The 23,409-nt window shown below is 70.0% G+C and carries 35 protein-coding genes; 3 read left to right on the forward strand and 32 right to left on the reverse strand.

Annotation, left to right across the window (positions count from 1 at the left end):
• Positions 1–40: 40 nt before the first annotated feature.
• The 3 genes from LIX60_RS12425 (at position 41) to LIX60_RS12435 (ending at position 5,348) form a co-directional block, all read left to right on the forward strand.
• Positions 41–880 (forward strand): hypothetical protein, encoded by an 840-nt coding sequence (locus tag LIX60_RS12425; RefSeq protein ID WP_227958504.1) that lies wholly within the window; start codon positions 41–43, stop codon positions 878–880.
• 380 nt (positions 881–1,260) lie between these two features.
• A complete protein-coding gene (locus tag LIX60_RS12430; protein WP_227958505.1) occupies positions 1,261–4,494 on the forward strand; it encodes a LuxR family transcriptional regulator in 3,234 nt (1,077 codons plus the stop codon).
• 401 nt (positions 4,495–4,895) lie between these two features.
• Positions 4,896–5,348 (forward strand): hypothetical protein, encoded by a 453-nt coding sequence (locus LIX60_RS12435; protein ID WP_227958506.1) that lies wholly within the window; start codon positions 4,896–4,898, stop codon positions 5,346–5,348.
• A gap of 121 nt (positions 5,349–5,469) precedes the next feature.
• Here the strand turns inward: LIX60_RS12435 and LIX60_RS12440 are convergent, their stop codons facing one another.
• The 32 genes from LIX60_RS12440 to rplD form a co-directional block, all read right to left on the reverse strand.
• Positions 5,470–5,952 (reverse strand): VOC family protein, encoded by a 483-nt coding sequence (locus LIX60_RS12440; RefSeq protein WP_227958507.1) that lies wholly within the window; start codon positions 5,950–5,952, stop codon positions 5,470–5,472.
• A gap of 166 nt (positions 5,953–6,118) precedes the next feature.
• Positions 6,119–7,003: a tRNA pseudouridine(38-40) synthase TruA gene (gene truA, locus LIX60_RS12445; RefSeq protein ID WP_227958508.1), complete on the reverse strand. Its 885-nt coding sequence runs from the start codon at positions 7,001–7,003 to the stop codon at positions 6,119–6,121.
• Positions 7,004–7,114: 111 nt separating this feature from the next.
• Positions 7,115–7,666: a 50S ribosomal protein L17 gene (rplQ, locus tag LIX60_RS12450; protein ID WP_019707846.1), complete on the reverse strand. Its 552-nt coding sequence runs from the start codon at positions 7,664–7,666 to the stop codon at positions 7,115–7,117.
• A 181-nt stretch (positions 7,667–7,847) separates the two neighbouring features.
• Positions 7,848–8,870, reverse strand: a complete 1,023-nt coding sequence (locus LIX60_RS12455; protein ID WP_010473911.1) for a DNA-directed RNA polymerase subunit alpha — start codon at positions 8,868–8,870, stop codon at positions 7,848–7,850.
• Between the two features lie 119 nt (positions 8,871–8,989).
• Entirely contained in the window at positions 8,990–9,127 is a 138-nt protein-coding gene (locus LIX60_RS12460) for a hypothetical protein (RefSeq protein WP_227958509.1), read from the reverse strand.
• Between the two features lie 5 nt (positions 9,128–9,132).
• The gene (gene rpsD, locus LIX60_RS12465; protein ID WP_019707844.1) at positions 9,133–9,759 is read right to left on the reverse strand and encodes a 30S ribosomal protein S4; all 627 of its coding nucleotides are present in this window, start codon (positions 9,757–9,759) and stop codon (positions 9,133–9,135) included.
• A 28-nt stretch (positions 9,760–9,787) separates the two neighbouring features.
• A complete protein-coding gene (rpsK, locus tag LIX60_RS12470; RefSeq protein ID WP_009715860.1) occupies positions 9,788–10,192 on the reverse strand; it encodes a 30S ribosomal protein S11 in 405 nt (134 codons plus the stop codon).
• A gap of 102 nt (positions 10,193–10,294) precedes the next feature.
• A complete protein-coding gene (rpsM, locus tag LIX60_RS12475) occupies positions 10,295–10,675 on the reverse strand; it encodes a 30S ribosomal protein S13 (protein WP_019707843.1) in 381 nt (126 codons plus the stop codon).
• A gap of 163 nt (positions 10,676–10,838) precedes the next feature.
• Complete coding sequence (gene rpmJ, locus LIX60_RS12480; RefSeq protein WP_003956441.1) at positions 10,839–10,952, reverse strand: 50S ribosomal protein L36; 114 nt, start codon at positions 10,950–10,952, stop codon at positions 10,839–10,841.
• A gap of 61 nt (positions 10,953–11,013) precedes the next feature.
• Positions 11,014–11,235 carry a translation initiation factor IF-1 gene (gene infA / locus LIX60_RS12485; RefSeq protein WP_003956442.1) on the reverse strand — a complete coding sequence of 74 codons (222 nt, stop codon included), beginning with the start codon at positions 11,233–11,235 and terminating at the stop codon, positions 11,014–11,016.
• A 195-nt stretch (positions 11,236–11,430) separates the two neighbouring features.
• The gene (map, locus tag LIX60_RS12490; RefSeq protein ID WP_227958510.1) at positions 11,431–12,273 is read right to left on the reverse strand and encodes a type I methionyl aminopeptidase; all 843 of its coding nucleotides are present in this window, start codon (positions 12,271–12,273) and stop codon (positions 11,431–11,433) included.
• 121 nt (positions 12,274–12,394) lie between these two features.
• Positions 12,395–13,051, reverse strand: coding sequence for an adenylate kinase (locus tag LIX60_RS12495; RefSeq protein ID WP_227958511.1), 657 nt, complete (start codon positions 13,049–13,051; stop codon positions 12,395–12,397).
• Positions 13,051–14,367, reverse strand: coding sequence for a preprotein translocase subunit SecY (secY, locus tag LIX60_RS12500; protein WP_125623731.1), 1,317 nt, complete (start codon positions 14,365–14,367; stop codon positions 13,051–13,053). Before secY ends, LIX60_RS12495 begins: the two co-directional genes overlap by 1 nt.
• Before the next feature lie 207 nt (positions 14,368–14,574).
• Positions 14,575–15,030, reverse strand: coding sequence for a 50S ribosomal protein L15 (gene rplO / locus LIX60_RS12505; protein ID WP_043466728.1), 456 nt, complete (start codon positions 15,028–15,030; stop codon positions 14,575–14,577).
• Between the two features lies 1 nt (position 15,031).
• Positions 15,032–15,214: a 50S ribosomal protein L30 gene (rpmD, locus tag LIX60_RS12510; RefSeq protein WP_019707838.1), complete on the reverse strand. Its 183-nt coding sequence runs from the start codon at positions 15,212–15,214 to the stop codon at positions 15,032–15,034.
• Positions 15,214–15,816: a 30S ribosomal protein S5 gene (gene rpsE, locus LIX60_RS12515; RefSeq protein WP_019707837.1), complete on the reverse strand. Its 603-nt coding sequence runs from the start codon at positions 15,814–15,816 to the stop codon at positions 15,214–15,216. The genes rpmD and rpsE overlap by 1 nt, the downstream gene beginning before the upstream one ends.
• A gap of 44 nt (positions 15,817–15,860) precedes the next feature.
• Complete coding sequence (gene rplR / locus LIX60_RS12520) at positions 15,861–16,244, reverse strand: 50S ribosomal protein L18 (RefSeq protein ID WP_019707836.1); 384 nt, start codon at positions 16,242–16,244, stop codon at positions 15,861–15,863.
• Positions 16,245–16,247: 3 nt separating this feature from the next.
• Complete coding sequence (gene rplF / locus LIX60_RS12525; RefSeq protein WP_043466731.1) at positions 16,248–16,787, reverse strand: 50S ribosomal protein L6; 540 nt, start codon at positions 16,785–16,787, stop codon at positions 16,248–16,250.
• Positions 16,788–16,806: 19 nt separating this feature from the next.
• Positions 16,807–17,205, reverse strand: coding sequence for a 30S ribosomal protein S8 (rpsH, locus tag LIX60_RS12530; protein ID WP_019707834.1), 399 nt, complete (start codon positions 17,203–17,205; stop codon positions 16,807–16,809).
• Between the two features lie 291 nt (positions 17,206–17,496).
• Positions 17,497–17,682 carry a type Z 30S ribosomal protein S14 gene (locus LIX60_RS12535; protein WP_003956452.1) on the reverse strand — a complete coding sequence of 62 codons (186 nt, stop codon included), beginning with the start codon at positions 17,680–17,682 and terminating at the stop codon, positions 17,497–17,499.
• Between the two features lie 2 nt (positions 17,683–17,684).
• Positions 17,685–18,245 (reverse strand): 50S ribosomal protein L5, encoded by a 561-nt coding sequence (gene rplE / locus LIX60_RS12540; protein ID WP_019707833.1) that lies wholly within the window; start codon positions 18,243–18,245, stop codon positions 17,685–17,687.
• Positions 18,245–18,568, reverse strand: a complete 324-nt coding sequence (gene rplX, locus LIX60_RS12545) for a 50S ribosomal protein L24 (protein WP_019707832.1) — start codon at positions 18,566–18,568, stop codon at positions 18,245–18,247. Before rplX ends, rplE begins: the two co-directional genes overlap by 1 nt.
• 3 nt (positions 18,569–18,571) lie before the next feature.
• Positions 18,572–18,940 carry a 50S ribosomal protein L14 gene (gene rplN, locus LIX60_RS12550; RefSeq protein ID WP_019707831.1) on the reverse strand — a complete coding sequence of 123 codons (369 nt, stop codon included), beginning with the start codon at positions 18,938–18,940 and terminating at the stop codon, positions 18,572–18,574.
• A 124-nt stretch (positions 18,941–19,064) separates the two neighbouring features.
• The gene (gene rpsQ / locus LIX60_RS12555) at positions 19,065–19,349 is read right to left on the reverse strand and encodes a 30S ribosomal protein S17 (protein ID WP_019707830.1); all 285 of its coding nucleotides are present in this window, start codon (positions 19,347–19,349) and stop codon (positions 19,065–19,067) included.
• A complete protein-coding gene (gene rpmC / locus LIX60_RS12560; protein WP_019707829.1) occupies positions 19,349–19,573 on the reverse strand; it encodes a 50S ribosomal protein L29 in 225 nt (74 codons plus the stop codon). Before rpmC ends, rpsQ begins: the two co-directional genes overlap by 1 nt.
• Positions 19,573–19,992, reverse strand: a complete 420-nt coding sequence (gene rplP, locus LIX60_RS12565; protein ID WP_006604880.1) for a 50S ribosomal protein L16 — start codon at positions 19,990–19,992, stop codon at positions 19,573–19,575. The genes rpmC and rplP overlap by 1 nt, the downstream gene beginning before the upstream one ends.
• 3 nt (positions 19,993–19,995) lie before the next feature.
• Entirely contained in the window at positions 19,996–20,835 is an 840-nt protein-coding gene (rpsC, locus tag LIX60_RS12570; RefSeq protein ID WP_019707828.1) for a 30S ribosomal protein S3, read from the reverse strand.
• Positions 20,835–21,182: a 50S ribosomal protein L22 gene (gene rplV, locus LIX60_RS12575; RefSeq protein ID WP_039820620.1), complete on the reverse strand. Its 348-nt coding sequence runs from the start codon at positions 21,180–21,182 to the stop codon at positions 20,835–20,837. The genes rpsC and rplV overlap by 1 nt, the downstream gene beginning before the upstream one ends.
• Before the next feature lie 43 nt (positions 21,183–21,225).
• Entirely contained in the window at positions 21,226–21,507 is a 282-nt protein-coding gene (gene rpsS / locus LIX60_RS12580) for a 30S ribosomal protein S19 (RefSeq protein WP_019707826.1), read from the reverse strand.
• A gap of 12 nt (positions 21,508–21,519) precedes the next feature.
• Entirely contained in the window at positions 21,520–22,356 is an 837-nt protein-coding gene (gene rplB / locus LIX60_RS12585) for a 50S ribosomal protein L2 (RefSeq protein WP_227958512.1), read from the reverse strand.
• Between the two features lie 39 nt (positions 22,357–22,395).
• Positions 22,396–22,728, reverse strand: coding sequence for a 50S ribosomal protein L23 (gene rplW, locus LIX60_RS12590; protein ID WP_019707824.1), 333 nt, complete (start codon positions 22,726–22,728; stop codon positions 22,396–22,398).
• Positions 22,728–23,402 (reverse strand): 50S ribosomal protein L4, encoded by a 675-nt coding sequence (gene rplD, locus LIX60_RS12595; RefSeq protein ID WP_019707823.1) that lies wholly within the window; start codon positions 23,400–23,402, stop codon positions 22,728–22,730. Before rplD ends, rplW begins: the two co-directional genes overlap by 1 nt.
• Between the last annotated feature and the right edge of the window lie 7 nt (positions 23,403–23,409).

Here is a 23,409-nt window from a genome sequence, read left to right on the forward strand (position 1 = left end):
AGACAACAGCCGGGGTACCAACCGGTTTAGACTGCACCGCATGAGCTTTGGGCAAAGGGGCTTTTCGGGGCCCGGGGGTTCCTTCGATTCTTCGACGCCCGACTGGGGCGCCATGGCGGACCGGACCGCCGCCCGCAACCGCCGCCGCAAAATGCTGCTGATCGGCGGAGGGGCCGCCGCCACGGCCATTGTCGGCACCATCGTGGCCTTCGGCGTCGTCAACGGGGGCAATGCCGAGGGCAGACAGGAGGGTCTCCCCGCGCCGGAGACCCTGCCCAGCGAGCCACAGCAACCGGAACCGTCCTTCTCGGAGGTCAAGCCGCCGCCTCCGCCCGACCCGCGCGAGTTCATCTCGGACGCCGACAAGGACACGGCACCGCTCACCGCGACCACCCTGTTCCCGGACACCCGGATGACCATGGCCAGCCGGGCGTACGGCAAGGGCGCCACCGACTCCGTCACCAACTGCGCCACCGCCGCCTCCGGCCGGCTCGCGCCCGCGCTGACGGAGAACGGCTGCGACCAGGTCATCCGGGCCACGTACACGCGGGACGGCGTCGCGGTCACCGTGGGCGTCGCCGTGTTCGGCACCGAGGCGCAGGCGGCGAAGGCCAAGGAGGACGCGACCGGCAACATCCGGTCACTGCCCGGCGACGGCGTGCCGGTCTTCTGCCGGGCCACGGCCTGCCGGCTGACGGCCAACTCCATCGGCCGCTACGCCTACTTCACGGTCGCCGGCTACACCTCCGGCGAGGACGTCACCACCGCCGACACCCGGGCGCGGCAGGCCGGCAAGGACGTCGCCGACTACACCTTCAACAGCATCGTCAACCGGGGCGAGGCACAGGCGGCCAAGGCGGCCACGGCCCAGGCCGGCTGACACCGCCGGCCGGGGCGGCTCCGGAAGGGGCAGCTCCGGGCAGCGCGGCGCCGGCCGGCTCGGTCCGGCCGCTGTCCGGTCACCCGCCGGCCCGGCCTGCGGCCCGCGCCGGGGTCTCCGCCCCGCCCGAAACGAGACCGCCGGTCCACCGGCCCTCGCTCCGGATCCCGCCCCGTCTCTCCCGTTCCGGCCGGGTCCCGTCCGGTCCGCTCCGGTCCGGCCCGGTTCCGGCAATAGCGGCCGGGCCATTGCCGCTCGCGCACCGGGCTGGTTAAGGTCGGCGCGTTATCCCGTCCCGTCCCGCTCCGAGCCGGGAGGACACCATCACAGGCACCCCGGCCGTTCCGGCCGCAGCCGCCTTCCGGTCCGCGCCCCGTCTGGTGGGCCGGGCGGCTCTCCTCGCCTCCGTGGAATCCCGCATCGCTGCGGGCGGCAGCGTCGTCCTGACCGGCCCGAGCGGCATCGGCAAGACCGCCCTGCTGGAAGCCGCCGGCGCTGCCGCCGCCGCGCGCGGCGAACTGGTGCTGCGCGCCGCCGGTGCCGAGACCGAACGCTGGATCCCCTACGCGGCGCTCGCCGAGCTGCTGAGCCAGGTGCCCGCCGCGTGGCTGGACGCCCTCCCGGGGCCGCAGCGCGCCGCCATGGACGGGGTGCTGCTGCGCGACCGTCCCGCCGTCACCGCGGGCCGCGCGCAGTTCGCCTGCCGGCTCGCGTGGCAGACGCTGCTCACCCGCTGTGCGGAGGCGGGACCGGTACTGCTGCTCCTGGACGACGCGGAGTGGCTGGACACGGCCTCCGCCGACACCCTCGCCTACGCGGCACGGCGGCTGACCGGCGGTGCCGTGCGCGTCCTGCTCGCCGGGCAGCGGCCGGAACAGGCCGTGGACGCGGCCCCGGCCGGCGCCGGAGCGGAGTCCGGCGCTCCCGGCGGCCCCCTCCCGGACCCCGGCACGGGCACGGGCCCGGCCCCGGGGCCGGGATACGGCAGGGCCCGCCGGGCCCCGTGGCCCGTACCGCCCGGCACCACGGAGATCGCCGTACCCCCGCTCGCGCCGGACGAACTGGCCGAACTGCTGGACCAGTACGGCCTGCCGGCCCGGGTGGCGAACACCGTGCACGCGGAATCGGGCGGCAATCCGTATCTCGCCCTGGCGCTCGGCGGCGCCTTCACCGACCGCCTCCCCCGGCACGGCCGTCCCGTCCCGCTCCCCCGGCATGTGCACGCCCTCATCAGCGAGCGGGTCGCCGCGCTGCCCTCGCAGACCCGCGAGACGCTGCTGGTCGCCGCGCTGGCCGCGCATCCCACGGCGGAGCTGCTGCTGCGGGCGGGCCGCGCGGACGCCGAGCGGGACATCCGCCGCGCCGTCGAGGCCGGGCTGCTGGTGAGCGAGAGCGGCACCCTGCGGTTCACCCCGCCGGCGGTCGGCACCGTCCTGGCCGAGTCGGCGTCGGCCGGGCACCGGGCCGCCACGCACACCGTGCTCGCGGGGGTCGTGACCGACGCGGCGGGCCGCGTCCGGCACCGCGCCCTCGCCTCCGCCGACCCCGACGCCGAGGTGGCCCGTTCCCTGGTCACCGCCGCCGAGGCGGCCCGCCGCCAGGGCTCCCACCGGCTGGCCGCGGAACTGTACCTGCTGGCCGCCGACCGCACACCGTACGAGTTCGAGGCCGAGCGCCTGGAGTGGCTGGTGGCCGCCGCGGAGGTCGGCGCGGCGGCGGGCCTCCCCGGCATCGTGCACCGCGCGGCCGACGCCGTCCTCGCCGCCGACGCCCACCGCGACCAGCGGGTACGGGTCCGGCTGGCGCTGATCGACCTGTCCGGGCAGGCACTCGCCGAACGCGACGAGGTGTTCGCCGCCGCCCTCGTCGACGCGGGCGACGACCCGTCCCTGCTGGCGCCGCTGCGGCTGCGGCTGTCCTGGGCGGCGCTGGTGGACGGCCGCCCGGGCCCCGGCTCCGAGGAGGCGGAGCGGGCCGCCGGACTGGCGCGCACCGTCGGGGACACCGGCACCGAGGCCATGGCGCTCTGCATCCGCGCGATCGCCGCCCGGGTCATGGGCCGCGCCGACCACCGGGCGATCATGGACGCCGCGCTGGCCCTGCCGCAGCCCGCCGTCGACGGCCGGCTGCACATGGCGCCGCGCTTCCACGCCGCCCGGTTCGCCGTCTTCGACGACCGGCTGGAGGAAGCCCGCCAGGACCTGCTGCGGATGCTCGCCCTCACCGAGCGCGGGCACGGCGAGGAGGTCATGGAGGTCCTGCGCAGCCTCTCCGAGGTCTCGGCCCGGCTCGGCCGGTGCGCCGACGCGCTGCACTTCGCCGACCGGGCGATCCGCATCACCGAGGACGCCGCGCTCAGCCCCGGCCCTGCCTGGTACAACGCCGCCGTCGCGGAACTGGCGGGCGGCAGCGTCCAGCGGGCCGTCGCCTACGCGGAGCGCGGCGTGCGCGCCTCCGAACAGGAGCGCGACTCCATCTTCCTGGGACGCCATCTGCACGTCCTGGGCCAGGCCCGGCTGCGCGGCGGAGACGTGCGGCGCGGGGTCGAGGCGCTGCTCCGCATCCGCGCGCTGGAACGCGAACAGGGGGTGTCGGCGCCCCTGGTGCTCCGCTGGCACAGCGATCTGGCGGCCGGGCTGACGGCCCTCGGACGCCATGAGGAGGCCGCGGAGACCATCGCCTCGGCACGCGAGGCGATCACCGTGGAGCTCGGCGGACGGCACGACGGCCCGGGCGGTCCGGGCGGCCCGGGCGGCCCGGGCGGCACCGAAGCCCCCGGCGGCCCCGGCGGCCCTCGCAGCATGGAGGCCGGCAAGCGGGACGCCGGAGCGCACACCCGTACGGACCGCCGGCCGGGCCCCGCGGACCCCGGAGAGCCGGGAGAGCCGGGAGCCCCCAGGACACCGGGAACACCCGGAACACCCGGAGCAGGAGGAGCGCCGGGCACCCTGCCGCCCGGCGCCGGCGTCATGGCGCAGCTCGACCGCGCCGAGGCCGCACTGCTCGCCGCACAGGGCCGCCCCGACGCGGCCGTACGCCTGCTCGAACAGGCCGCGCGCCGCTTCGAGGTGCTGGGGCAGCCGCTCGAACGCGGCCACTGCCTGCTGGTCCGCGCCGGAATCGAACGCCGGCGTCGGCGCACCGCCGCGGCGCGTACGGCCGTCAGCGAGGCGCTGGCCCTCTTCACCCGCCACGGCGCGAAACCGTGGACGGAACAGGCGAGCCGCCTGCTGGCCCAGGTCGACGGCACGACAGCGGAACCCGGCCGGACGGGCACGGCCGGCGGAACCGCGCTCGGCGCCCCGTCCGGTGCGGGCGCGGCCGCCACGGCCCGCGAGCCCGGGGCGGCACCGGGGCACGGGAACGGGGCCGGAGCCGCCGCGTTCGCCATCCTGACGGACTCCGAGGAACGGATCGCCGTCCTCGTCGGCGAGGGGGCGACCAACCAGGAGGTCGCGGCGCGGATGTTCCTCAGCGTCAAGACCATCGAGGCCTCGCTGACCCGGATCTACCGCAAGCTCGGCATCCGCTCCCGCACCCAGCTCAGCTCCTGGCTGAGCTCGGCGTACGGCCTGTCGGACGGCCCGTGGCCACCGGCCTCACCGCACGCGTGACCGGCCCCGGCCGGCCCGCGGGGTGCTCCGGCCGCAGCCCCGCCGGTCGAAGAGGACGGTCTGTGGCGTCACACGCGGTTGACCGGCGCGGGCAACCGCACCGGCGGCGTCGCGAGGAGCCGGACCACCCCATACGCCGCGAGGCACCCCGCCCGTCCCCCCGCGCAGCCGCGAGCACCGGTACGGACCGCCACCGCTCCCCTGCCGGGCTCCCCGTCCCGCGCCTGCGCGAGCGCCGTCCCGCCCCCGTCCCGACACGGTCCGTTGCCGCCCGGCAACAGTCCGGTCCGGCGGTTCCGACGCCCCGCTGACGGGCCCGCGCAAGGGCTGTCCAGCCCCGCGGCGCGCCGCTACGGTGTTCGGATCTTCTACGGGGCGTACGGGGCGAGGGAGCGGGAATCGTGGCGGAAGCCTGGACCACCAAGGAACACCTGGCCGCCGCGATGGACCACTTCACGCGGCAGCTCCCCGGGTGGCGGCGGCCCGCCGCCCACGGGCTGGGCCTGATCACGCCCTCGGGCACCGAGTTCCCCGTGGTCAACGCCGGTGAGCACTATCTGCCGGCCGCCGTGCTCTCCACCGTCTGCGAACACCGGGTCGGCACCCGCACCTATCCCGTCACCGTGGACCAGCTCGACGAGGCCATCGGGCTCCTCGCCCCCGCCGAGGCGTGCCCCGACTACGACCACCCCAATCTCGCCGCCTGGCGCCACCTCCGCCACCGGCTCCCGGACACGGTGGACTACGACGCGCCCGCGAGCCTGGTCGCCGTCTTCGTCGACCGGCTCGACGACCCGCCCGCCGACGCCCACGACGCCCGCTTCCGCCACCTCCTCGCCCAGCGCGTCGGCTGAGGCCCGCGGCCGGCGGTCTCCTGGCCGTCGTACGGGCCGGCGGAGCGCACCGGCCGTGACCGGGACCCCCGTGTGCCCCGGTCACGGACGACGCGGCCGGCCCGCGACCCCGCCGGGCGGGCTACGCGCCCTCGTAGGCCTTCCGGAGCTCCGCGATGTCGAGCTTCTTCATCCCGAGCATCGCCTCGGTCGCCCGCTTGGCCTTCTCCGGGTCCGGGTCGCCGACCATGTCGAGGAGCACGGTCGGGATGATCTGCCAGGACACCCCGAACCGGTCCTTCACCCAGCCGCACTGGACCTCCTGGCCGCCCCCTTCGGTGAGCCGGTCCCAGTAGTGATCCACCTCGGCCTGGTTCTCGCAGGTGATCTGGAACGAGATGGCCTCGGTGAAGCTGAACTCCGGCCCGCTGTTCAGCGCGACGAACTTCTGGCCGTTGATCTCGAAGTCCACGGTGACCACCGAGCCCGCGGGCCCGGGACCGGCCTCGGTGTAGCGGCTGATCTTCCCGATCCGCCCGTCCTCGAAGACCGAGGTGTAGTACTGCGCCGCCTCTTCGGCGCGGCCGTCGAACCACAGACAGGTGGTGAAGCCCTTTTCGATCATGGGTGCCCTCCTGGAGCGCGAGAGTGTTTACCCATACCGACCGCCCCGGGACGGCAAACTCATCGCTGCTCCGGCGGAGAATCACCGCCGCCCGGACGCCCCGGCCCGCCCCGGAGCCGCCGGTCACCCCGTCCCGTCACCGGTGGCCGGCGGCGGCCGCGGCCCGCTACCGCCCGGCCGCCCCCGGAGCGGCCGCCGCCCCCGGCAGGCTCCGCTTGTTGCGGGCCGCCAGATTCCGGGCCGCCAGCTGGTCGTCGGCCGGGTAGCCGACCTCCTCCAGGGTCAGCCCGTGCGGCCGCACGACGTTGACCGCCGAGTGGCGGACCCGCCCCGCCAGCACCTCGGCCGGGAAGCCCACCGGCCGGTGCCCGTCGCCGACCAGCAGCATGGACCCCACCAGCGCGCGCACCATGTTGTGGCAGAAGGCGTCCGCGCGCACGGTCGCCACCGCCAGCCCGGCGTCCTCCTCGCCCGGGCCCGGCCGCTCCCAGTGCAGGTCGAGCAGCGTCCGGATGGTGGTCGCGCCCTCGCGCTTCTTGCAGTATGCGGCGAAGTCGTGCTCCCCGAGCAGCCTGGCCGCGGCCTCGTTCATCAGATCGATGTCCACCGGCCGGTCGTGCCACAGAACGTGACCGCGCCGCAGCGGATCCACACCACCGCGGTGATCGCCGACCCGGTAGGCGTAACGCCGCCAGATCGCCGAGAACCGGGCGTTGAAGTGCGGCGGCGCCTCGCTCACCCGCCAGACCCGCACATCGTGCGGCAGCCGCCCCGCGAGCCGCCGCAGCAGCTTCCCGCCGTGCTCGGCCCAGACCTCCTCCGCCAGATCGACGTGGGCGACCTGGCCCCGGGCGTGGACTCCGGCGTCCGTGCGCCCGGCCACGGTCAGCTCGACCGGGTACGGCAGCCGCATCACGACCCGCAGCGCGTCCTCCAGCTCCCCCTGGACCGTGCGCCGCTCGCGCTGCCGCGCCCAGCCCGAGAAGTCCTTCCCGTCGTAGGAAAGGTCCAGCCGCACCCGTACGTGTCCCGGCTCAACGTCGTCACTCATCCGAAGATCCTCTCACCAGACGCGGAACGGGCCCGCCCCAGAGAACTGGAGCGGGCCCGTCCGTACAGCCTGCTGTGGCAGCCGGCCGTGGAGCGGAAGGCGGAGCCTGGATCAGGCGTCCTTCTTCTCCTCGCCGGACTCCGTGGCCTCGGCGGCCTCGGCCTCGGCGGTCGGAGCCTCGGACTCGGCGGCAGCCGCCTCGCCCTGGTCCTTCTTGAGGTCCGCGACAGCCTGGTCGCCGGCGGCGTCCTTGGCGGAACGCTTGGTGGCGGCCTCGGCCTCACCGACAGCGGTCTGCTGCACGGTCAGCGCCTCGACCAGCTCGATGACGGCCATCGAGGCGTTGTCACCGCGACGGTTGCCGATCTTGGTGATCCGGGTGTAGCCACCCGGACGGTTCTCGTACCGCGGGCCGATCTCCGTGAACAGGGTGTGGACGACACCCTTGTCGCGGACCGTCTGGAGCACCTGGCGGCGGTTGTGAAGGTCGCCCTTCTTCGCCTTGGTGATCAGACGCTCGGCCACCGGGCGCAGCCGGCGTGCCTTGGCCTCGGTGGTGGTGATGCGGCCGTGCTCGAAGAGCGCGGTGGCGAGGTTCGCCAGCATCAGCCGCTCGTGCGCGGCGCTGCCGCCCAGACGGGCACCCTTGGCGGGCTTCGGCATGTGTGTCTCCTCAGTCTCTGCACCGGCCGTATCAGGTACCGGTGTCAGTGTCCGTACGGGCTCGTGCCCGCCGGAACCCGGGAACCGGCGGTTCCCGGAGGCTTGCGTCCGGGCCGGGCGCCCGGCGGGGCGGCACCCCCGGCACCCGGTGCCGGGACCACCCCGCCGGAGGCGGACCGGCTCAGTACTGCTCGGTCTCCACGAAGCCCGCGTCCGCGTCGTCGTCCGCCCCGAAGGCGTCCGCGGCGGCGGTCGGGTCGAATCCGGGCGGGCTGTCCTTGAGGGCCAGGCCCATGCCGGCCAGCTTCGCCTTGACCTCGTCGATCGACTTGGCACCGAAGTTGCGGATGTCCAGCAGATCGGCCTCGCTCCGCGCCACGAGCTCGCCCACGGAGTGGATGCCCTCGCGCTTGAGGCAGTTGTACGACCGGACCGTGAGCTCCAGCTCCTCGATCGGCAGCGCCAGATCGGCGGCCAGGGCGGCGTCCGTCGGCGACGGGCCCATGTCGATGCCCTCGGCGTCGATGTTGAGCTCGCGGGCCAGACCGAACAGCTCGACCAGGGTCTTGCCGGCCGACGCCATGGCGTCACGGGGACGCATGGCCTGCTTGGTCTCGACGTCGACGATCAGCTTGTCGAAGTCGGTCCGCTGCTCGACACGGGTCGCCTCGACCTTGTACGTGACCTTGAGCACCGGGCTGTAGATGGAGTCCACCGGGATCCGGCCGATCTCCTGGCCCAGCTGCTTGTTCTGGACGGCGGAGACGTAGCCGCGGCCGCGCTCGACGGTCAGCTCCATCTCCAGCTTGCCCTTGCCGTTCAGCGTGGCGAGGACGAGGTCCGGGTTGTGCACCTCGACACCGGCCGGCGGCGCGATGTCCGCCGCCGTGACCAGCCCGGGGCCCTGCTTGCGCAGGTACATCACCACGGGCTCGTCGTGCTCGGAGGAGACGACGAGCTGCTTGATGTTGAGGATGAGGTCGGTGACGTCCTCCTTGACGCCCGGCACGGTCGTGAACTCGTGCAGGACCCCGTCGATCCGGATGCTGGTGACGGCGGCACCGGGGATCGAGGAGAGCAGCGTACGGCGGAGGGAGTTGCCGAGGGTGTAGCCGAAGCCCGGCTCCAGCGGCTCGATCACGAACCGGGAGCGGTATTCGTCGACGACCTCTTCGGTCAACGAGGGGCGCTGAGCAATCAGCATGGGTGTACTCCTTCAGTCTTCGGCACCCGCTATTTGATGCCGGACAATGCCAAGGATACGGGCGGCCGCCGCGGGTCTCCCCCGCTTCGGCCGCCCGCCCCCTCAGCTGTTACGAGCCCTTACTTCGAGTAGAGCTCGACGATCAGCTGCTCCTGCACCTGGGTGTCGATGCTGCGATCCCCCGGGGAGCGATCCCCGTACCCCAAGCAGCGCACGTGGCGCCGCCCGGGGAGAAGCCGCAGGAGCAGTCGGCTCACCCGGATTACTTCGAGTAGAGCTCGACGATCAGCTGCTCCTGCACCTGGGTGTCGATCACCTGGCGCTCGGGCAGGCTGTGCACGAGGATCCGCATCTTCGACGGGATGGCCTCCAGCCACGCCGGAACGGTCTTCTCGCCGGCCTCCGCCCGGGCGACGACGAACGGCGTCAGCTCCAGCGAGGACTTGCGGACCTCGATGATGTCGTTCACGGACACACGAGCCGACGGGATGTCGTTCTTGCGGCCGTTGATGGTGATGTGACCGTGCTTGACCAGCTGACGGGCGTGGTCGCGGGACTTGGCGAAGCCCGCGCGGTAGACCACGTTGTCCAGCCGGGTCTCGAGGATGCGCAGCAGGTTCTCGCCGGTCTTGCCCTGCTTGCGGTTGGCTTCCTCGAAGTAACCACGGAACTGCTTCTCAAGGACACCGTAGATACGAGCGGCCTTCTGCTTCTCACGCTTCTGCAGCAGGTACTCGCTGTCCTTGGTGCGCCCGCGACCGTGCTCACCCGGGGGGTAAGGACGGATCTCGATCGGGCACTTCGCGCTCTCGCACTTGCTCCCCTTGAGGAAGAGCTTCTGCTTCTCCCGACGGCATCGCTTGCAGTCGGCCCCGGTGTAACGCGCCATTGTTTGTTTGTCTCCTACTTCAGCCGGCTCAGACGCGACGGCGCTTGGGCGGCCGGCATCCGTTGTGCGGGGTGGGGGTCACGTCCTGGATCGAGCCGACCTCGAGGCCGGTGGCCTGGAGGGAACGGATCGCGGTCTCACGGCCGGAGCCGGGACCCTTGACGAAGACGTCGACCTTGCGCATGCCGTGCTCCTGCGCGCGGCGCGCGGCCGACTCGGCGGCCATCTGCGCGGCGAACGGGGTCGACTTGCGCGAGCCCTTGAAGCCGACGTGGCCGGCCGAGGCCCAGGAGATCACGTTGCCCGTGGGGTCGGTGATCGAGACGATGGTGTTGTTGAACGTGCTCTTGATGTGAGCGTGCCCGTGGGCGACGTTCTTCTTCTCCTTGCGGCGCACCTTCTTGGCGCCGGCCGTACGGCTCTTCGGAGGCATACTCAGAAACTCCTGTGGAGGTGGTCGGTCCTACCTGCCGGACCGCGGTGACAGCGGACCCCGGAACGCATCCCGGAGGACCGCAGTGGCGTCCGGAGCGGACTACTTCTTGCCCGGCTTCTTCTTGCCGGCGATCGCGCGACGCGGGCCCTTGCGGGTGCGGGCGTTGGTGCTCGTACGCTGACCGCGGACGGGCAGACCGCGGCGGTGGCGCAGACCCTGGTAGCTGCCGATCTCGACCTTGCGGCGGATGTCGGCCTGGATCTCGCGGCGGAGGTCACCCTCGGTCCTGAGGTTGGCGTCCACGTACTCGCGGATCTTGATCAGATCCTCTTCGGCCAGGTCCCGGACACGGGTGTCCGGGTTCACGCCCGTGGCGGCCAGCGTCTGCTGGGCCAGGGAGCGCCCGATACCGAAAACGTAGGTGAGGGCGACCTCGACGCGCTTCTCGCGCGGGAGGTCAACGCCGGAAAGGCGTGCCATCGATTGGCTCCTGATTGCATCGGAGGTCTTCCACAGCATCTCTCCCGGCGGTCCGGCCGCCGGGTCCCCGGCCTCCGCCGGGGGTGTCGTCCCTGCGCGAGGGACGGATGACTGCGGTTCTGTCTGTGTTGCGTCGCGCGAACTGCTTCAGTGCGGGTCGGTGTCAGCCCTGGCGCTGCTTGTGGCGCAGGTTGTCACAGATGACCATGACCCGGCCGTGACGGCGGATCACCTTGCACTTGTCGCAGATCTTCTTGACGCTCGGCTTGACCTTCATGGGATGTGAGGTTCTCCGGGTCGTGCGACCGCACCGCCCGAAGGCGAAACGATCACGAGATCTACTTGTAGCGGTAGACGATCCGGCCGCGCGTCAGGTCGTACGGAGAGAGCTCCACCACGACCCGGTCGTCGGGAAGGATACGGATGTAGTGCATCCGCATCTTGCCGCTGATGTGCGCGAGGACCTTGTGACCGTTCTGGAGCTCCACCTTGAACATGGCGTTCGGCAGAGACTCGATCACGGTGCCCTCGATCTCGATGGCACCTTGCTTCTTGGCCACGCTTCGCCTTTCGAATCGGCTACCTTGATCGGCTCACGGCATGCCCGAGGACAGGCGTGACCCGACGTGTCAGTCTACGCGACGGCAACCGGAAAGACTAATCAGGATTCCCCTGTGCGGAGATCCTTATGCCTCCGCGCCACCGCCGGTCTCACTCCCTCCGCCCCGGGCCCCGCCGCGGTCGGAGGCCCCGGCTCAGGATCCGGCGCAGGGGTCCGGGGCCGTCGTGACCCCGTACTCCGCCAGCTTGGCCCGGCCGCCGTCGAAGGCGGTGAGCACCAGCGGTCCCTCCTCGGTGAGGGCGACCGAGTGCTCCCAGTGGCTGCTCCAGCTGCCGTCGTCGGTCTTGACGGTCCACTCGTCGGCGAGGACGTGCGTCCTGGGGGTGCCGAGGCTCACCATCGGCTCGATCGCGATGCAGAAGCCGGGCACCAGGCGCGGGCCGCGGCCGCGCTTGCGGTCGACGTAGTTCAGCAGATGCGGGTCCATGTGCATCTCCGAACCGATGCCGTGGCCGCCGTAGTCCTGGATGATCCCGTACTTGCCGCCGGACGGACGGGGCTGGCGGCGGATGTAGCCCTCGATCGCCTTGGAGATGTCGACCAAGCGGTTGCCCTGCCTCACCGCGGCGATGCCGGCCCACATCGACTCCTCGGTCACCCGGCTGAGCTCCAGCAGCTCCGGCGCGTGGCCACCGCCGACGAACACGGTGAGGGCCGCGTCGCCGTGCCAGCCCGCGATCACCGCTCCGGCGTCGATGGAGATGATGTCGCCGTCGCGCAGCACGGTCGTGGTGTCCGGGATGCCGTGCACCACCACGTCGTTGACCGAGGTGCAGATGGTCGCCGGGAATCCGCCGTAGCCCAGGAAGTTGGACTTGGCGCCGTGCTCGGCCAGCACCTTGCGGGCGATGTCGTCGAGGTCCTTGGTCGTCGCCCCCGGGACCGCCGCCGCCCGGCACGCCTCATGGATGCGCGCGACGACCAGCCCGGCCTCACGCATCTTCGCGATCTGCTCCGGGGTCTTGATCTCCACCATGGGGGCGCCTTCCGCCTTCCGTCGTCACCGGATCCGATCATCGTCCGGTCCGTGCGTACACCACAACGGTACGGCCGCGATGCCCCGAGGGGCGCCGCGGCCGTACCGTACTTCTCTGCTCTCAGGCCGCCTGGCGGTCGAGTGCCGCCATCGCCCGCTCGGTGACCTCGGCCACCTTGCCGAGCGCCGAGATCGTGACCACCAGGCCCTGGGCCCGGTAGTAGTCGATGATCGGCTCGGTCTCCCGGTGGTAGACCTCCAGCCGCTTGCGGACGGTCTCCTCGCGGTCGTCCTCACGCTGGTAGAGCTCGCCACCGCACTCGTCGCAGACGCCGTCGGTCTTCGGCTTCTTGTACTCGACGTGGTAGGTGTGCGCGCTGTCGCTGCGGCAGGTCCGCCGGCCGGCGATCCGCTTCACGACCTCTTCCTCGGGGACCTCCAGGTCCAGCACGCCGTCCAGGGCGATGTCCTGTGCGGCGAGGATCTCGTCGAGCGCCTTGGCCTGGTCGAGATTGCGCGGGAAGCCGTCCAGCAGAAAGCCCTCGGCGGCGTCCGCCTGGCTCATGCGGTCCTTCGCCATTCCGACCGTCACCTCGTCCGGGACGAGCTCCCCGGCCTTCATGAACTCCTGCGCCTGCTTGCCGAGGGGCGTGCCCTGGCTGATATTGGCGCGGAAGAGATCACCGGTGGAGATGTGCGGAATGGAGAGATTCTTGGCCAGGTACGCGGCCTGCGTACCCTTTCCGGCGCCAGGCGGCCCGACGAGGACGATTCGCATCAGCGGAGGAACCCTTCGTAGTTACGCTGCTGAAGCTGGCTCTCGATCTGCTTCACCGTCTCCAGACCGACACCCACGATGATGAGGATGCTGGTTCCGCCGAAGGGGAAGTTCTGATCGGCGTTGAACAGAACCAGTGCCACCGTTGGCACCAATGCGATCAAGCCCAGGTACAGCGAGCCCGGCCACGTGATGCGGTTGAGCACGTAGCTCAAGTACTCAGCGGTCGGACGTCCAGCCCGGATGCCCGGGATGAAGCCACCATACTTCTTCATGTTGTCGGCGACTTCTTCGGGGTTGAAGGTGATCGCCACGTAGAAGAACGCGAAGAAGATAATCATCACAAAGTAGACGATGATGTACATCGCGCTGTCGGGAGAGACCAGATTCGCCTGAATCCAAGTCGCCCACCCGGCGGTGGAGTTGCTGAACTGGACCAGCAGGGCCGGAATGTAGAGCAGCGAGGCCGCGAAGATGACGGGAATCACACCCGCCTGGTTCACCTTCAACGGAATGTAGGTGGACGTACCGCCATAGGACCGGCGGCCGATCATGCGCTTCGCGTACTGCACCGGAATACGGCGCTGTGCCTGCTCGACGAAGACCACGAGCGCGACCATCGCCAGACCGACCGCGATCACGGCGCCGAACTCCAGCCAGCCGTCCATGATCTTGCCGGAGAGCTTGATCTGCCACAGCGAGCCGGTGAAGCCGGCGGCGATCGCGATGAACATCAGGATCGACATGCCGTTGCCGATGCCGCGGTCCGTGATGAGCTCGCCGAGCCACATCACCAGGGCCGTGCCGGCGGTCATGGTGATGACCATGACGGCGGTCGTGAAGATCGACTGGTCCGGGATGATCTCGGACGCCCGGTCACAGCCCGGGAAGAGCGAGCCGCTGCGGGCGGTGGCCACCAGGCCCGTACCCTGCAGAACACCGAGCGCCACGGTCAGATAGCGGGTGTACTGCGTGATCTTCGCCTGGCCGCTCTGGCCCTCCTTCTTCAGGGCCTCGAGCCGCGGAATCACCACCACGAGCAGCTGCAGAATGATGCTGGCCGTGATGTACGGCATGATGCCGAGGGCGAAAATCGTCAGCTGCAGCAGTGCGCCGCCGCTGAACATGTTGACCAGGCCGAAGAGATCGCCGCCCTGGCCCTTCGCCGCATCCATGCAGTAGTTGACGTTGACGTAGCTGACCCCGGGGACCGGAATATGGGCCCCGAGTCGGAAGAGCACGATGATGCCCAACGTGAACAGCAGCTTCTTGCGCAGGTCGGGCGTCTTGAACGCCCGGGCGAACGCGGTGAGCACGGTGCCTCCTGCGCCCCCCGCGCCAGGCGCGAGAGGTGACGGTCTTGAGGGTCGACGGATACAAAGCAGTCAATAGCCGCGGAGGCACACGCCACGCGGACAGTAACGCACGCCACCTTACCGGCGGACGTGCCCCGGGCGGAACGACCAACCGGGGATGCCCCGTTAGGGCATCCCCGGTTGGTCCGTTCAAGCGGCCCGGCGAACTCAGACGAGTTCGGTCACGGAACCACCGGCGGCGGTGATCTTCTCCTTGGCGGAGCCGGAGACGGCGTCGACCGTCACCTGCAGCGCCACGGACACCTCACCGGTGCCGAGCACCTTCACGAGCTGGTTCTTGCGAACCGCGCCCTTGGCGACCAGATCGGCCACCGTGACCTCGCCACCCTGCGGGTAGAGCGCGGCCAGCTTGTCCAGGTTCACGACCTGGTACTCGGTGCGGAACGGGTTCTTGAAGCCCTTCAGCTTCGGGAGACGCATGTGGAGGGGCATCTGCCCGCCCTCGAAGCGCTCCGGAACCTGGTAGCGGGCCTTCGTACCCTTGGTGCCACGACCAGCGGTCTTACCCTTGGACGCCTCGCCACGGCCCACACGGGTCTTGGCGGTCTTGGCGCCCGGGGCGGGCCGGAGGTTGTGGACCTTCAGCGGCTTCTCGTCCGCCATGTCAGTCGACCTCCTCAACCGTGACGAGGTGCCGCACGGTCTGCGCCATGCCGCGGATCTCGGGACGGTCCTCCTTGACGACCACGTCGTTCACGCGCTTCAGGCCGAGCGAACGAAGGGTGTCGCGGTGGTTCTGCTTGCTGCCGATGTAGGACTTCTTCTGCGTGATCTTGAGACGGGCCATCACGCACCCGCTCCCGCACGCGCCCGCAGCAGAGCCGCGGGGGCGACGTCCTCCAGGGGCAGGCCGCGGCGGGCGGCGATCTCCTCCGGGCGCTGAAGCCCGCGGAGAGCCGTCACCGTGGCGTGCACGATGTTGATCGGGTTCGACGAGCCGAGCGACTTGCTGAGCACGTCGTGGATGCCCGCGCACTCGAGCACGGCACGCACCGGGCCACCCGCGATCACACCGGTACCGGGGGAAGCGGGCTTCAGCAGGACGACGCCCGCGGCCTTCTCGCCCTGGATCGGGTGCGGGATGGTGCCCTGGATCCGGGGGACCTTGAAGAAGTGCTTCTTGGCCTCCTCCACACCCTTGGCGATGGCGGCCGGCACCTCCTTGGCCTTGCCGTAACCGACACCCACGGTGCCGTCACCATCGCCCACCACGACCAGCGCGGTGAAGCTGAAGCGACGACCACCCTTCACAACCTTGGCAACACGGTTGATCGCGACAACGCGCTCAACGTACGCGGTCTTCTCGGCGGCAGCGCCGCCGTCCCGGCCCTTACGGTCCCGCCGCTCGCCGCCACCGGCGCCGCCACCGCGGCGCTGGGGTCCAGCCATTGGATTTACCTCTCTCGTTTACGTCCGCTGCTACGGAACCGTGCTCAGAACTTGAGCCCGGCCTCGCGGGCGGCGTCGGCCAGAGCGGCGATCCGCCCGGCGTACTGGTTGCCACCGCGGTCGAACACCACGGTCTCGATACCGGCGGCCTTGGCCCGCTCGGCCACCAGGGCGCCGACCTTCTGAGCCTGGGAGCTCTTGTCGCCCTCGTTACCGCGGATGGAGTCGTCCAGGGTCGACGCGGAGGCCAGCGTGTGGCCCGCGATGTCGTCGATGACCTGGGCGGTCATGTGGCGGTTGGAGCGCGTCACGACCAGGCGGGGACGCTCCGGGGTACCGGAGATCCGCTTGCGGACGCGGATGTGGCGACGCTTGATGGCGGCGCGCTTGCGGGCGTCGCCCTTAGCGATCTTCACGCCGAATGCCATGGCTTACTTACCAGCCTTTCCGACCTTGCGCCGGATGACCTCGCCGGCGTACTTCACGCCCTTGGCCTTGTACGGGTCGGGCTTCCGCAGCTTGCGGATGTTGGCCGCGACCTCGCCGACCTTCTGCTTGTCGATGCCCTCGACACTCAGCTTGGTCGGGGACTCCACCGTGAAGGTGATGCCCTCGGGGGCCTCGATCAGGATGGGGTGGCTGTAGCCCAGCGCGAACTCCAGGTTGGAGCCCTTCGCCTGGACACGGTAACCGACACCGCTGATTTCAAGCTTCTTGCTGTATCCCTGGGTCACCCCGGTGATCATGTTCGCCACCAGCGTGCGGGACAGGCCGTGCAGGGCCTTGTTCTGACGCTCGTCGTTGGGGCGGGTGACGGTGATGACACCGTCCTCGCCCTTGCTGACCTCGATGGGCGCGGCGACGGTGTGCGAGAGGGATCCCTTGGGACCCTTCACGGCGACCGTCTGGCCATCGATGGTGACGTCCACGCCGGCGGGAACCGGGATGGGGAGCTTGCCGATGCGCGACATTGCAGTTCCTCCTTCCCGACTACCAGACGTAGGCGAGGACTTCCCCACCCACGCCCTTCTTCTGCGCCTGCTGGCCGGTGAGCAGCCCGTGGGACGTGGAGATGATCGCCACGCCCAGGCCGCCGAGCACCTTCGGCAGATTGGTGGACTTTGCGTAGACCCGCAGGCCCGGCTTCGAAATCCGCTTGATGCCGGCGATCGAGCGCTCGCGGTTCGGGCCGAACTTCAGCTCGAGAACGAGGTTCTTGCCCACCTCGGCGTCCTCGGTCTTCCAGCCGGTGATGAAGCCCTCCTGCTGGAGGATCTCCGCGATGTGCGACTTGATCTTGCTGTGCGGCATCACGACGGTGTCGTGATAAGCCGAGTTGGCGTTTCGCAGACGAGTGAGCATGTCTGCGATCGGATCGGTCATGGTCATGATGGCCTTCGGCCTCTCTCGCCGGGGTTTCCTATCTGCGCCATCCCTCTCCCCGGGGTGTGTTCCGGGACGGGTGCGGCGCGGGGACCTACGGCGTAGTAAGTGTCATAGCGGGCGGTGCCCGCGGACGGCCATGGACGGCGAACGCCCAACCCTTCCACTCTACGGGACCCGTGGAGTGGTCCGGGCCGGGCCCTCGCCGGCCACGTGCTTACCGAGAGTCCTGGCTGGTCCCTGCGTCCCGTCGCCCGGAGACCACCCGCGAGGGGCGGGGCCGGGCGGCGGGAGGGATTACCAGGAGCTCTTGGTCACGCCCGGCAGCTCGCCGCGGTGCGCCATCTCACGGAGGCACACACGGCAGAGGCCGAACTTGCGGTAGACGGAGTGCGGCCGGCCACAACGCTGGCAGCGCGTGTACGCGCGCACGCCGAACTTCGGCTTGCGGGCGGCCTTAGCGATCAGAGCCTTCTTCGCCACGGTCAGTTCTCCTTGAACGGGAAGCCGAGGTGACGCAGCAGGGCACGGCCCTCGTCGTCGTTGGTCGCCGTGGTGACCACGGTGATGTCCATGCCCCGGACCCGGTCGATCTTGTCCTGGTCGATCTCGTGGAACATGACCTGCTCCGTGAGACCGAAGGTGTAGTTGCCCCGGCCGTCGAACTGCTTCGGCGACAGACCGCGGAAGTCGCGGATGCGCGGCAGCGCGAGCGACAGCAGCCGGTCCAGGAACTCCCACATGCGGTCACCGCGGAGGGTGACGTGGGCGCCGATCGGCTGGCCCTCGCGCAGCTTGAACTGCGCGATGGACTTGCGGGCCTTGGTCACGGACGGCTTCTGGCCGGTGATCGTGGCGAGGTCGCGGATGGCGCCCTCGATCAGCTTGGAGTCGCGGGCGGCGTCGCCCACACCCATGTTGACCACGATCTTGGTGAGGCCCGGGATCTGCATGACGTTCTCGTAGGAGAACTCCTCACGCAGCTTGCCCGTGATCTCCTCGCGGTAGCGCTGCTTGAGGCGCGGGGTCACTGTGGTGGCACTCATCAGATGTCCTCACCGGTCCGCTTGGCAACGCGGATCTTGTTGCCTTCGTCGTCGAAGCGGTAGCCGACACGCGAGACGACCTTCTTGCCGTCCTTCTCCACCACGAGCTGAACGTTGCTCACGTGGATCGGGGCCTCGGTCGTGACGATGCCGCCGGTCTTCGAACCGCGGGCGGTCTGGCCGGCCTTGGTGTGCTTCTTGACCCGGTTGACACCCTCGACCAGGACGCGGTCCTCGCGGGGGAAGGCCTGAATGACCTTGCCCTGCTTGCCCTTGTCCTTACCGGTGATGACCTGGACCAGGTCGCCCTTCTTGATCTTCATCGGTTACAGCACCTCCGGCGCGAGCGAGATGATCTTCATGAACTTCTTCTCGCGCAGCTCCCGGCCCACCGGGCCGAAGATGCGGGTGCCGCGGGGGTCACCGTCGTTCTTGAGGATGACGGCCGCGTTCTCGTCGAAGCGGATGTACGAGCCGTCGGCGCGGCGGCGCTCCTTCACCGTGCGAACGATGACCGCCTTGATGACGTCACCCTTCTTCACGTTGCCGCCGGGAATCGCATCCTTCACGGTGGCGACGATGACGTCACCGATGCCCGCGTAGCGTCGACCGGAGCCACCGAGAACACGGATGCAAAGGATCTCCTTCGCCCCCGTGTTGTCGGCGACCCGCAGTCGCGACTCCTGCTGGATCACGTCTATCTCCTGATCGTCTGCCGGTTCCCGGCAGGGGCCCTCTCGGAGCCCCTGCCGAGCCTGGCGGAACTGTCCTGAGGAGAAACCTCAGGCTGTATCACGTGCCGTTCCCGGACGGGAATGACTACTTGGCCTTCTCGAGGATCTCGACGATGCGCCAGCGCTTGGTGGCGGACAGCGGCCGGGTCTCCATCAGGAGGACGCGGTCGCCGACACCGGCAGCGTTCTGCTCGTCGTGCGCCTTGAGCTTGTTGGTACGGCGGACGACCTTGCCGTACAGCGCGTGCTTGACGCGGTCCTCGACGGCGACGACGACGGTCTTGTCCATCTTGTCGCTGACGACGAGGCCCTCACGGGTCTTGCGGAAGCCGCGCTCGCTGTTGTTCTCAGTCACATTCGTCTCGCTCATCAGGCGCTCTCCACCGTCTCGATGCCGAGCTCGCGCTCACGCATCAGGGTGTAGATGCGGGCGATGTCCTTGCGGACGGCCTTCAGCCGGCCGTGGTTCTCGAGCTGTCCGGTCGCCGCCTGGAAGCGGAGGTTGAACAGCTCCTCCTTGGCCTCGCGAAGCTTCGCAACGAGTTCCTCGTCGTCCAGCTCACGCAGCTCGGTCGCCTTGGTACCGGCCGCCATCACGACTCACCTGCCTCGCGCCGGACGATCCGGCACTTCATCGGAAGCTTGTGGGCGGCGCGGGTCAGCGCCTCCTTGGCAACCTTTTCGTTCGGGAAGGACAGCTCGAACATCACCCGGCCGGGCTTGACGTTCGCGACCCACCACTCGGGAGAACCCTTACCGGAACCCATGCGGGTCTCGGCGGGCTTCTTGGTGAGCGGCCGGTCCGGGTAGATGTTGATCCAGACCTTGCCGCCACGCTTGATGTGACGGGTCATGGCGATACGAGCGGACTCGATCTGCCGGTTGGTCACATAGGCCGGGGTCACGGCCTGGATGCCGTACTCGCCGAACGCCAGCTCCGTACCACCCTTGGCCATGCCACTGCGCTTCGGGTGGTGCTGCTTGCGGTGCTTGACCCTCCGAGGGATCAGCATGGGTCAGCTCTCCTTTCCGGCAGCGCTCGGCTCAGCGGCGGCGGCAGCGGGAGCCTCGGCCTTGGCCTCGGCGGCCGGAGCCGACTGCTGCTGGGGCTTACGACCGCGGCCACCGCGCTCGCCACCACGGCCACCGCCACGGGCCGGCCGGTCGCCGCCACCGCGGGCGGGGCGGTTACCGGCACGGGCGGCGGCGTTCTCGGCCCGAACCTCGGCGATGTTCTTGACGTCGCCCTTGTAGATCCACACCTTCACGCCGATGCGGCCGAAGGTGGTCTTGGCCTCGAAGAAGCCGTAGTCGACGTTCGCGCGGAGGGTGTGCAGGGGCACACGGCCCTCGCGGTAGAACTCCGAGCGGGACATCTCGGCGCCGCCGAGGCGGCCACCGCACTGGATCTTGATGCCCTTGGCGCCGGCCTTCATCGTCGACTGCATGCTCTTGCGCATGGCGCGACGGAAGGAGACGCGGGAGGAGAGCTGCTCGGCGACGGCCTGCGCGACCAGCTGGGCATCCGTCTCGGGGTTCTTGACCTCGAGGATGTTCAGCTGGACCTGCTTGCCGGTGAGCTTCTCCAGCTCGCCGCGGATGCGGTCGGCCTCCGCGCCGCGGCGGCCGATGACGATGCCCGGCCGGGCGGTGTGGATGTCGACGCGGACGCGGTCACGGGTGCGCTCGATCTCCACCTTGGAGATACCGGCGCGCTCCATGCCCTTCGTCATCATCCGGCGGATGGCGACGTCTTCCTTGACGTAGTCCTTGTACAGCTTGTCGGCGTACCAGCGGGACTTGAAGTCCGTGGTGATGCCGAGCCGGAACCCGTGCGGGTTAACCTTCTGGCCCATTACCGGGTTCCTTCCTTGCTGCTGACGACCACGGTGATGTGGCTGGTCCGCTTGCGGATCCGGTAGGCGCGGCCCTGGGCGCGCGGCCGGAACCGCTTCAGGGTCGGGCCCTCGTCGACGTACGCCTCGGAGATGACGAGGCTGCCGGCGTCGGTGTGGTCGTAGTTGTGCGCGGCATTGGCGATGGCGCTGTCGAGCACCTTGGCCACCGGCACGCTCGCGGCCTGCGGGGCGAAACGCAGGACCGCCTGAGCCTCCGTGGCATCCATGCCACGGATGAGGTCCACCACGCGGCGGGCCTTCATGGGCGTGACGCGGATGTACCGCGCCTGGGCCCTGGCTTCCATGGTTGTCCCTTCGGTGTCTGTCATGGTCTTCACACCCCGCCCGTCAACGACGCTTCGACTTGCGGTCGTCCTTGACGTGGCCGCGGAAGGTGCGGGTCGGCGCGAACTCGCCGAGCTTGTGGCCGACCATCGACTCGGTGATGAACACCGGGACGTGCTTGCGGCCGTCGTGCACCGCGATCGTGTGGCCGAGCATGGCCGGGACGATCATGGAGCGGCGGGACCAGGTCTTGATGACGTTCTTGGTCCCCGCGTCGTTCTGTACGTCCACCTTCTTGATCAGGTGGTCGTCGACGAAGGGCCCCTTCTTGAGACTGCGCGGCATCTGAACCCGCTCCTAGCGCTTCTTGTTCGTCTTGCGGCGGCGGACGATGTACTTGTTGCTGGCCTTCTTCGGCGAGCGCGTACGGCCCTCCTTCTGACCCCACGGCGAGACCGGGTGGCGACCACCGGAGGTCTTGCCCTCACCACCACCGTGCGGGTGGTCGACGGGGTTCATCACGACACCGCGGACGGTCGGGCGGACGCCCTTCCAGCGCATGCGGCCGGCCTTGCCCCAGTTGATGTTCGACTGCTCGGCGTTGCCGACCTCACCGACCGTGGCGCGGCAGCGGACGTCGACCAGGCGGATCTCACCGGACGGCATGCGGAGGTGGGCCATGGAGCCCTCCTTCGCCAGCAGCTGCACCGAGGCGCCCGCGGAGCGGGCGAACTTCGCGCCGCCGCCGGGCCGCAGCTCGATGGCGTGCAGCGTGGTACCGACCGGGATGTTGCGGAGCGCCAGGTTGTTGCCCGGCTTGATGTCCGCGCCCGGCCCGTTCTCGATCCGGTCGCCCTGCTTCAGACCGCGCGGGGCGAGGATGTAGCGCTTCTCGCCGTCCGCGTAGTGCAGCAGCGCGATGCGCGCGGTGCGGTTGGGGTCGTACTCGATGTGCGCGACCTTGGCCGGCACGCCGTCCTTGTCGTGACGACGGAAGTCGATCACGCGGTAGGCGCGCTTGTGGCCACCGCCCTGGTGGCGAACGGTCACACGACCGGCGTTGTTACGGCCGCCCTTGCTGTGCAGGGGGCGGACCAGCGACTTCTCCGGCGTGGACCGCGTGATCTCGACGAAGTCGGCGACGCTGGAGCCACGACGGCCCGGGGTCGTCGGCTTGTACTTGCGGATACCCATTTCTCAGTCCTCGTCCGATTCCGGACGACTCGGACTCCCTTAGGAGACCGGGCCGCCGAAGATGTCGATACGGTCGCCCTCGGCGAGGGTCACGATGGCGCGCTTGGTGTCCTTGCGCTTGCCGTAACCGGTGCGGGTGCGCTTGCGCTTGCCCTGCCGGTTGATCGTGTTGACCCCGGTGACCTTGACCGAGAAGACCGCCTCGACGGCCTGCTTGATCTGGGTCTTGTTGGCGCGCGGGTCGACGATGAACGTGTACTTGTTCTCGTCCAGCAGCGCGTAGCTCTTCTCCGAGACCACCGGCTTGACCAGGATGTCACGGTGGTCCGTGAAGGTCTTGCTGGTGACCGCGGATGCCGTTGCCTCGCTCATCAGGCGTTGCTCCCTTCGAGCTCAGCCTCGGAGGCGACAGCCTTGGCGGCCGCGGCGGGACCCGCCACGAAACGCTCGTAGGCGGCCTGCGTGAAGACCACGTCGTCGGAGACGAGCACGTCGTACGTGTTCAGCTGGCCCGGCTCCAGGAGGTGGACCTGGGGCAGGTTGCGGGCGGAGAGCCACGCGGCCTCGTCGGACCGCTCGGCGACCAGGAGCACGTTCTTGCGCTCGCTGATCCGGCCCAGCAGGGTCTTCGCGGCCTTGGTGGAGACCTCGCCCTCGACCACGCCGGTGACGACGTGGATGCGGCCGTGGCGCGCCCGGTCCGAGAGGGCACCGCGGAGCGCGGCGGCCTTCATCTTCTTCGGGGTCCGCTGCGAGTAGTCGCGCGGCACGGGACCGTGCACGACGCCACCACCGGCGAACTGCGGCGCGCGGGTCGAGCCCTGACGGGCGCGGCCGGTGCCCTTCTGGCGGTACGGCTTCTTGCCGCCGCCGCGGACCTCGCCACGGGTCTTGGTCTTGTGCGTGCCCTGACGGGCAGCGGCCAGCTGTGCGACAACGACCTGGTGGATCAGCGGAATGCTGACCTGCGCGTCGAAGATCTCCGCGGGGAGCTCGACGGTCCCGGCCTTGTCGCCTGCCGGCGAAAGGATGTCAATGGTGCTCATCGTTACC

The organism is Streptomyces sp. S07_1.15 (genome assembly GCF_020739505.1).
In the GTDB taxonomy this organism is placed as follows: domain Bacteria; phylum Actinomycetota; class Actinomycetes; order Streptomycetales; family Streptomycetaceae; genus Streptomyces; species Streptomyces xinghaiensis.

What these genes read in the sequence shown, in the direction of transcription:
- LIX60_RS12440 (WP_227958507.1), bottom strand. Translation starts at nt 5,952, where the DNA reads ATGATCGAAAAGGGCTTCACCACCTGTCTGTGGTTCGACGGCCGCGCC.
- map (WP_227958510.1), bottom strand. Translation starts at nt 12,273, where the DNA reads ATGGTGGAGATCAAGACCCCGGAGCAGATCGCGAAGATGCGTGAGGCC.
- rplW (WP_019707824.1), bottom strand. Translation starts at nt 22,728, where the DNA reads ATGAGCGAGGCAACGGCATCCGCGGTCACCAGCAAGACCTTCACGGAC.
- rpsS (WP_019707826.1), bottom strand. Translation starts at nt 21,507, where the DNA reads ATGCCGCGCAGTCTCAAGAAGGGGCCCTTCGTCGACGACCACCTGATC.
- rplV (WP_039820620.1), bottom strand. Translation starts at nt 21,182, where the DNA reads ATGGAAGCCAGGGCCCAGGCGCGGTACATCCGCGTCACGCCCATGAAG.
- rpsD (WP_019707844.1), bottom strand. Translation starts at nt 9,759, where the DNA reads ATGGCGCGTTACACCGGGGCCGACTGCAAGCGATGCCGTCGGGAGAAG.
- rpmC (WP_019707829.1), bottom strand. Translation starts at nt 19,573, where the DNA reads ATGGCGGCCGGTACCAAGGCGACCGAGCTGCGTGAGCTGGACGACGAG.
- rpsK (WP_009715860.1), bottom strand. Translation starts at nt 10,192, where the DNA reads ATGCCTCCGAAGAGCCGTACGGCCGGCGCCAAGAAGGTGCGCCGCAAG.
- rpsH (WP_019707834.1), bottom strand. Translation starts at nt 17,205, where the DNA reads ATGACCATGACCGATCCGATCGCAGACATGCTCACTCGTCTGCGAAAC.
- rplQ (WP_019707846.1), bottom strand. Translation starts at nt 7,666, where the DNA reads ATGCCGAAGCCCGCCAAGGGTGCCCGTCTGGGCGGCAGCGCCGCGCAC.
- rpmJ (WP_003956441.1), bottom strand. Translation starts at nt 10,952, where the DNA reads ATGAAGGTCAAGCCGAGCGTCAAGAAGATCTGCGACAAGTGCAAGGTG.
- rplE (WP_019707833.1), bottom strand. Translation starts at nt 18,245, where the DNA reads ATGAGTGCCACCACAGTGACCCCGCGCCTCAAGCAGCGCTACCGCGAG.
- rplP (WP_006604880.1), bottom strand. Translation starts at nt 19,992, where the DNA reads ATGCTGATCCCTCGGAGGGTCAAGCACCGCAAGCAGCACCACCCGAAG.
- rpsC (WP_019707828.1), bottom strand. Translation starts at nt 20,835, where the DNA reads ATGGGCCAGAAGGTTAACCCGCACGGGTTCCGGCTCGGCATCACCACG.
- rpsE (WP_019707837.1), bottom strand. Translation starts at nt 15,816, where the DNA reads ATGGCTGGACCCCAGCGCCGCGGTGGCGGCGCCGGTGGCGGCGAGCGG.
- rplB (WP_227958512.1), bottom strand. Translation starts at nt 22,356, where the DNA reads ATGGGTATCCGCAAGTACAAGCCGACGACCCCGGGCCGTCGTGGCTCC.
- LIX60_RS12455 (WP_010473911.1), bottom strand. Translation starts at nt 8,870, where the DNA reads ATGCTGATTGCTCAGCGCCCCTCGTTGACCGAAGAGGTCGTCGACGAA.
- rplX (WP_019707832.1), bottom strand. Translation starts at nt 18,568, where the DNA reads ATGAAGATCAAGAAGGGCGACCTGGTCCAGGTCATCACCGGTAAGGAC.
- rplF (WP_043466731.1), bottom strand. Translation starts at nt 16,787, where the DNA reads ATGTCGCGCATCGGCAAGCTCCCCATCCCGGTTCCCGCCGGCGTGGAC.
- rpmD (WP_019707838.1), bottom strand. Translation starts at nt 15,214, where the DNA reads ATGGCCCGTCTCAAGATCACGCAGAAGAAGTCCTACATCGGCAGCAAG.
- rplR (WP_019707836.1), bottom strand. Translation starts at nt 16,244, where the DNA reads ATGGCATTCGGCGTGAAGATCGCTAAGGGCGACGCCCGCAAGCGCGCC.
- rpsM (WP_019707843.1), bottom strand. Translation starts at nt 10,675, where the DNA reads ATGGCACGCCTTTCCGGCGTTGACCTCCCGCGCGAGAAGCGCGTCGAG.
- LIX60_RS12425 (WP_227958504.1), top strand. Translation starts at nt 41, where the DNA reads ATGAGCTTTGGGCAAAGGGGCTTTTCGGGGCCCGGGGGTTCCTTCGAT.
- rplD (WP_019707823.1), bottom strand. Translation starts at nt 23,402, where the DNA reads ATGAGCACCATTGACATCCTTTCGCCGGCAGGCGACAAGGCCGGGACC.
- LIX60_RS12495 (WP_227958511.1), bottom strand. Translation starts at nt 13,051, where the DNA reads ATGCGAATCGTCCTCGTCGGGCCGCCTGGCGCCGGAAAGGGTACGCAG.
- truA (WP_227958508.1), bottom strand. Translation starts at nt 7,003, where the DNA reads ATGAGTGACGACGTTGAGCCGGGACACGTACGGGTGCGGCTGGACCTT.
- rpsQ (WP_019707830.1), bottom strand. Translation starts at nt 19,349, where the DNA reads ATGAGCGAGACGAATGTGACTGAGAACAACAGCGAGCGCGGCTTCCGC.
- rplO (WP_043466728.1), bottom strand. Translation starts at nt 15,030, where the DNA reads ATGGCGGACGAGAAGCCGCTGAAGGTCCACAACCTCCGGCCCGCCCCG.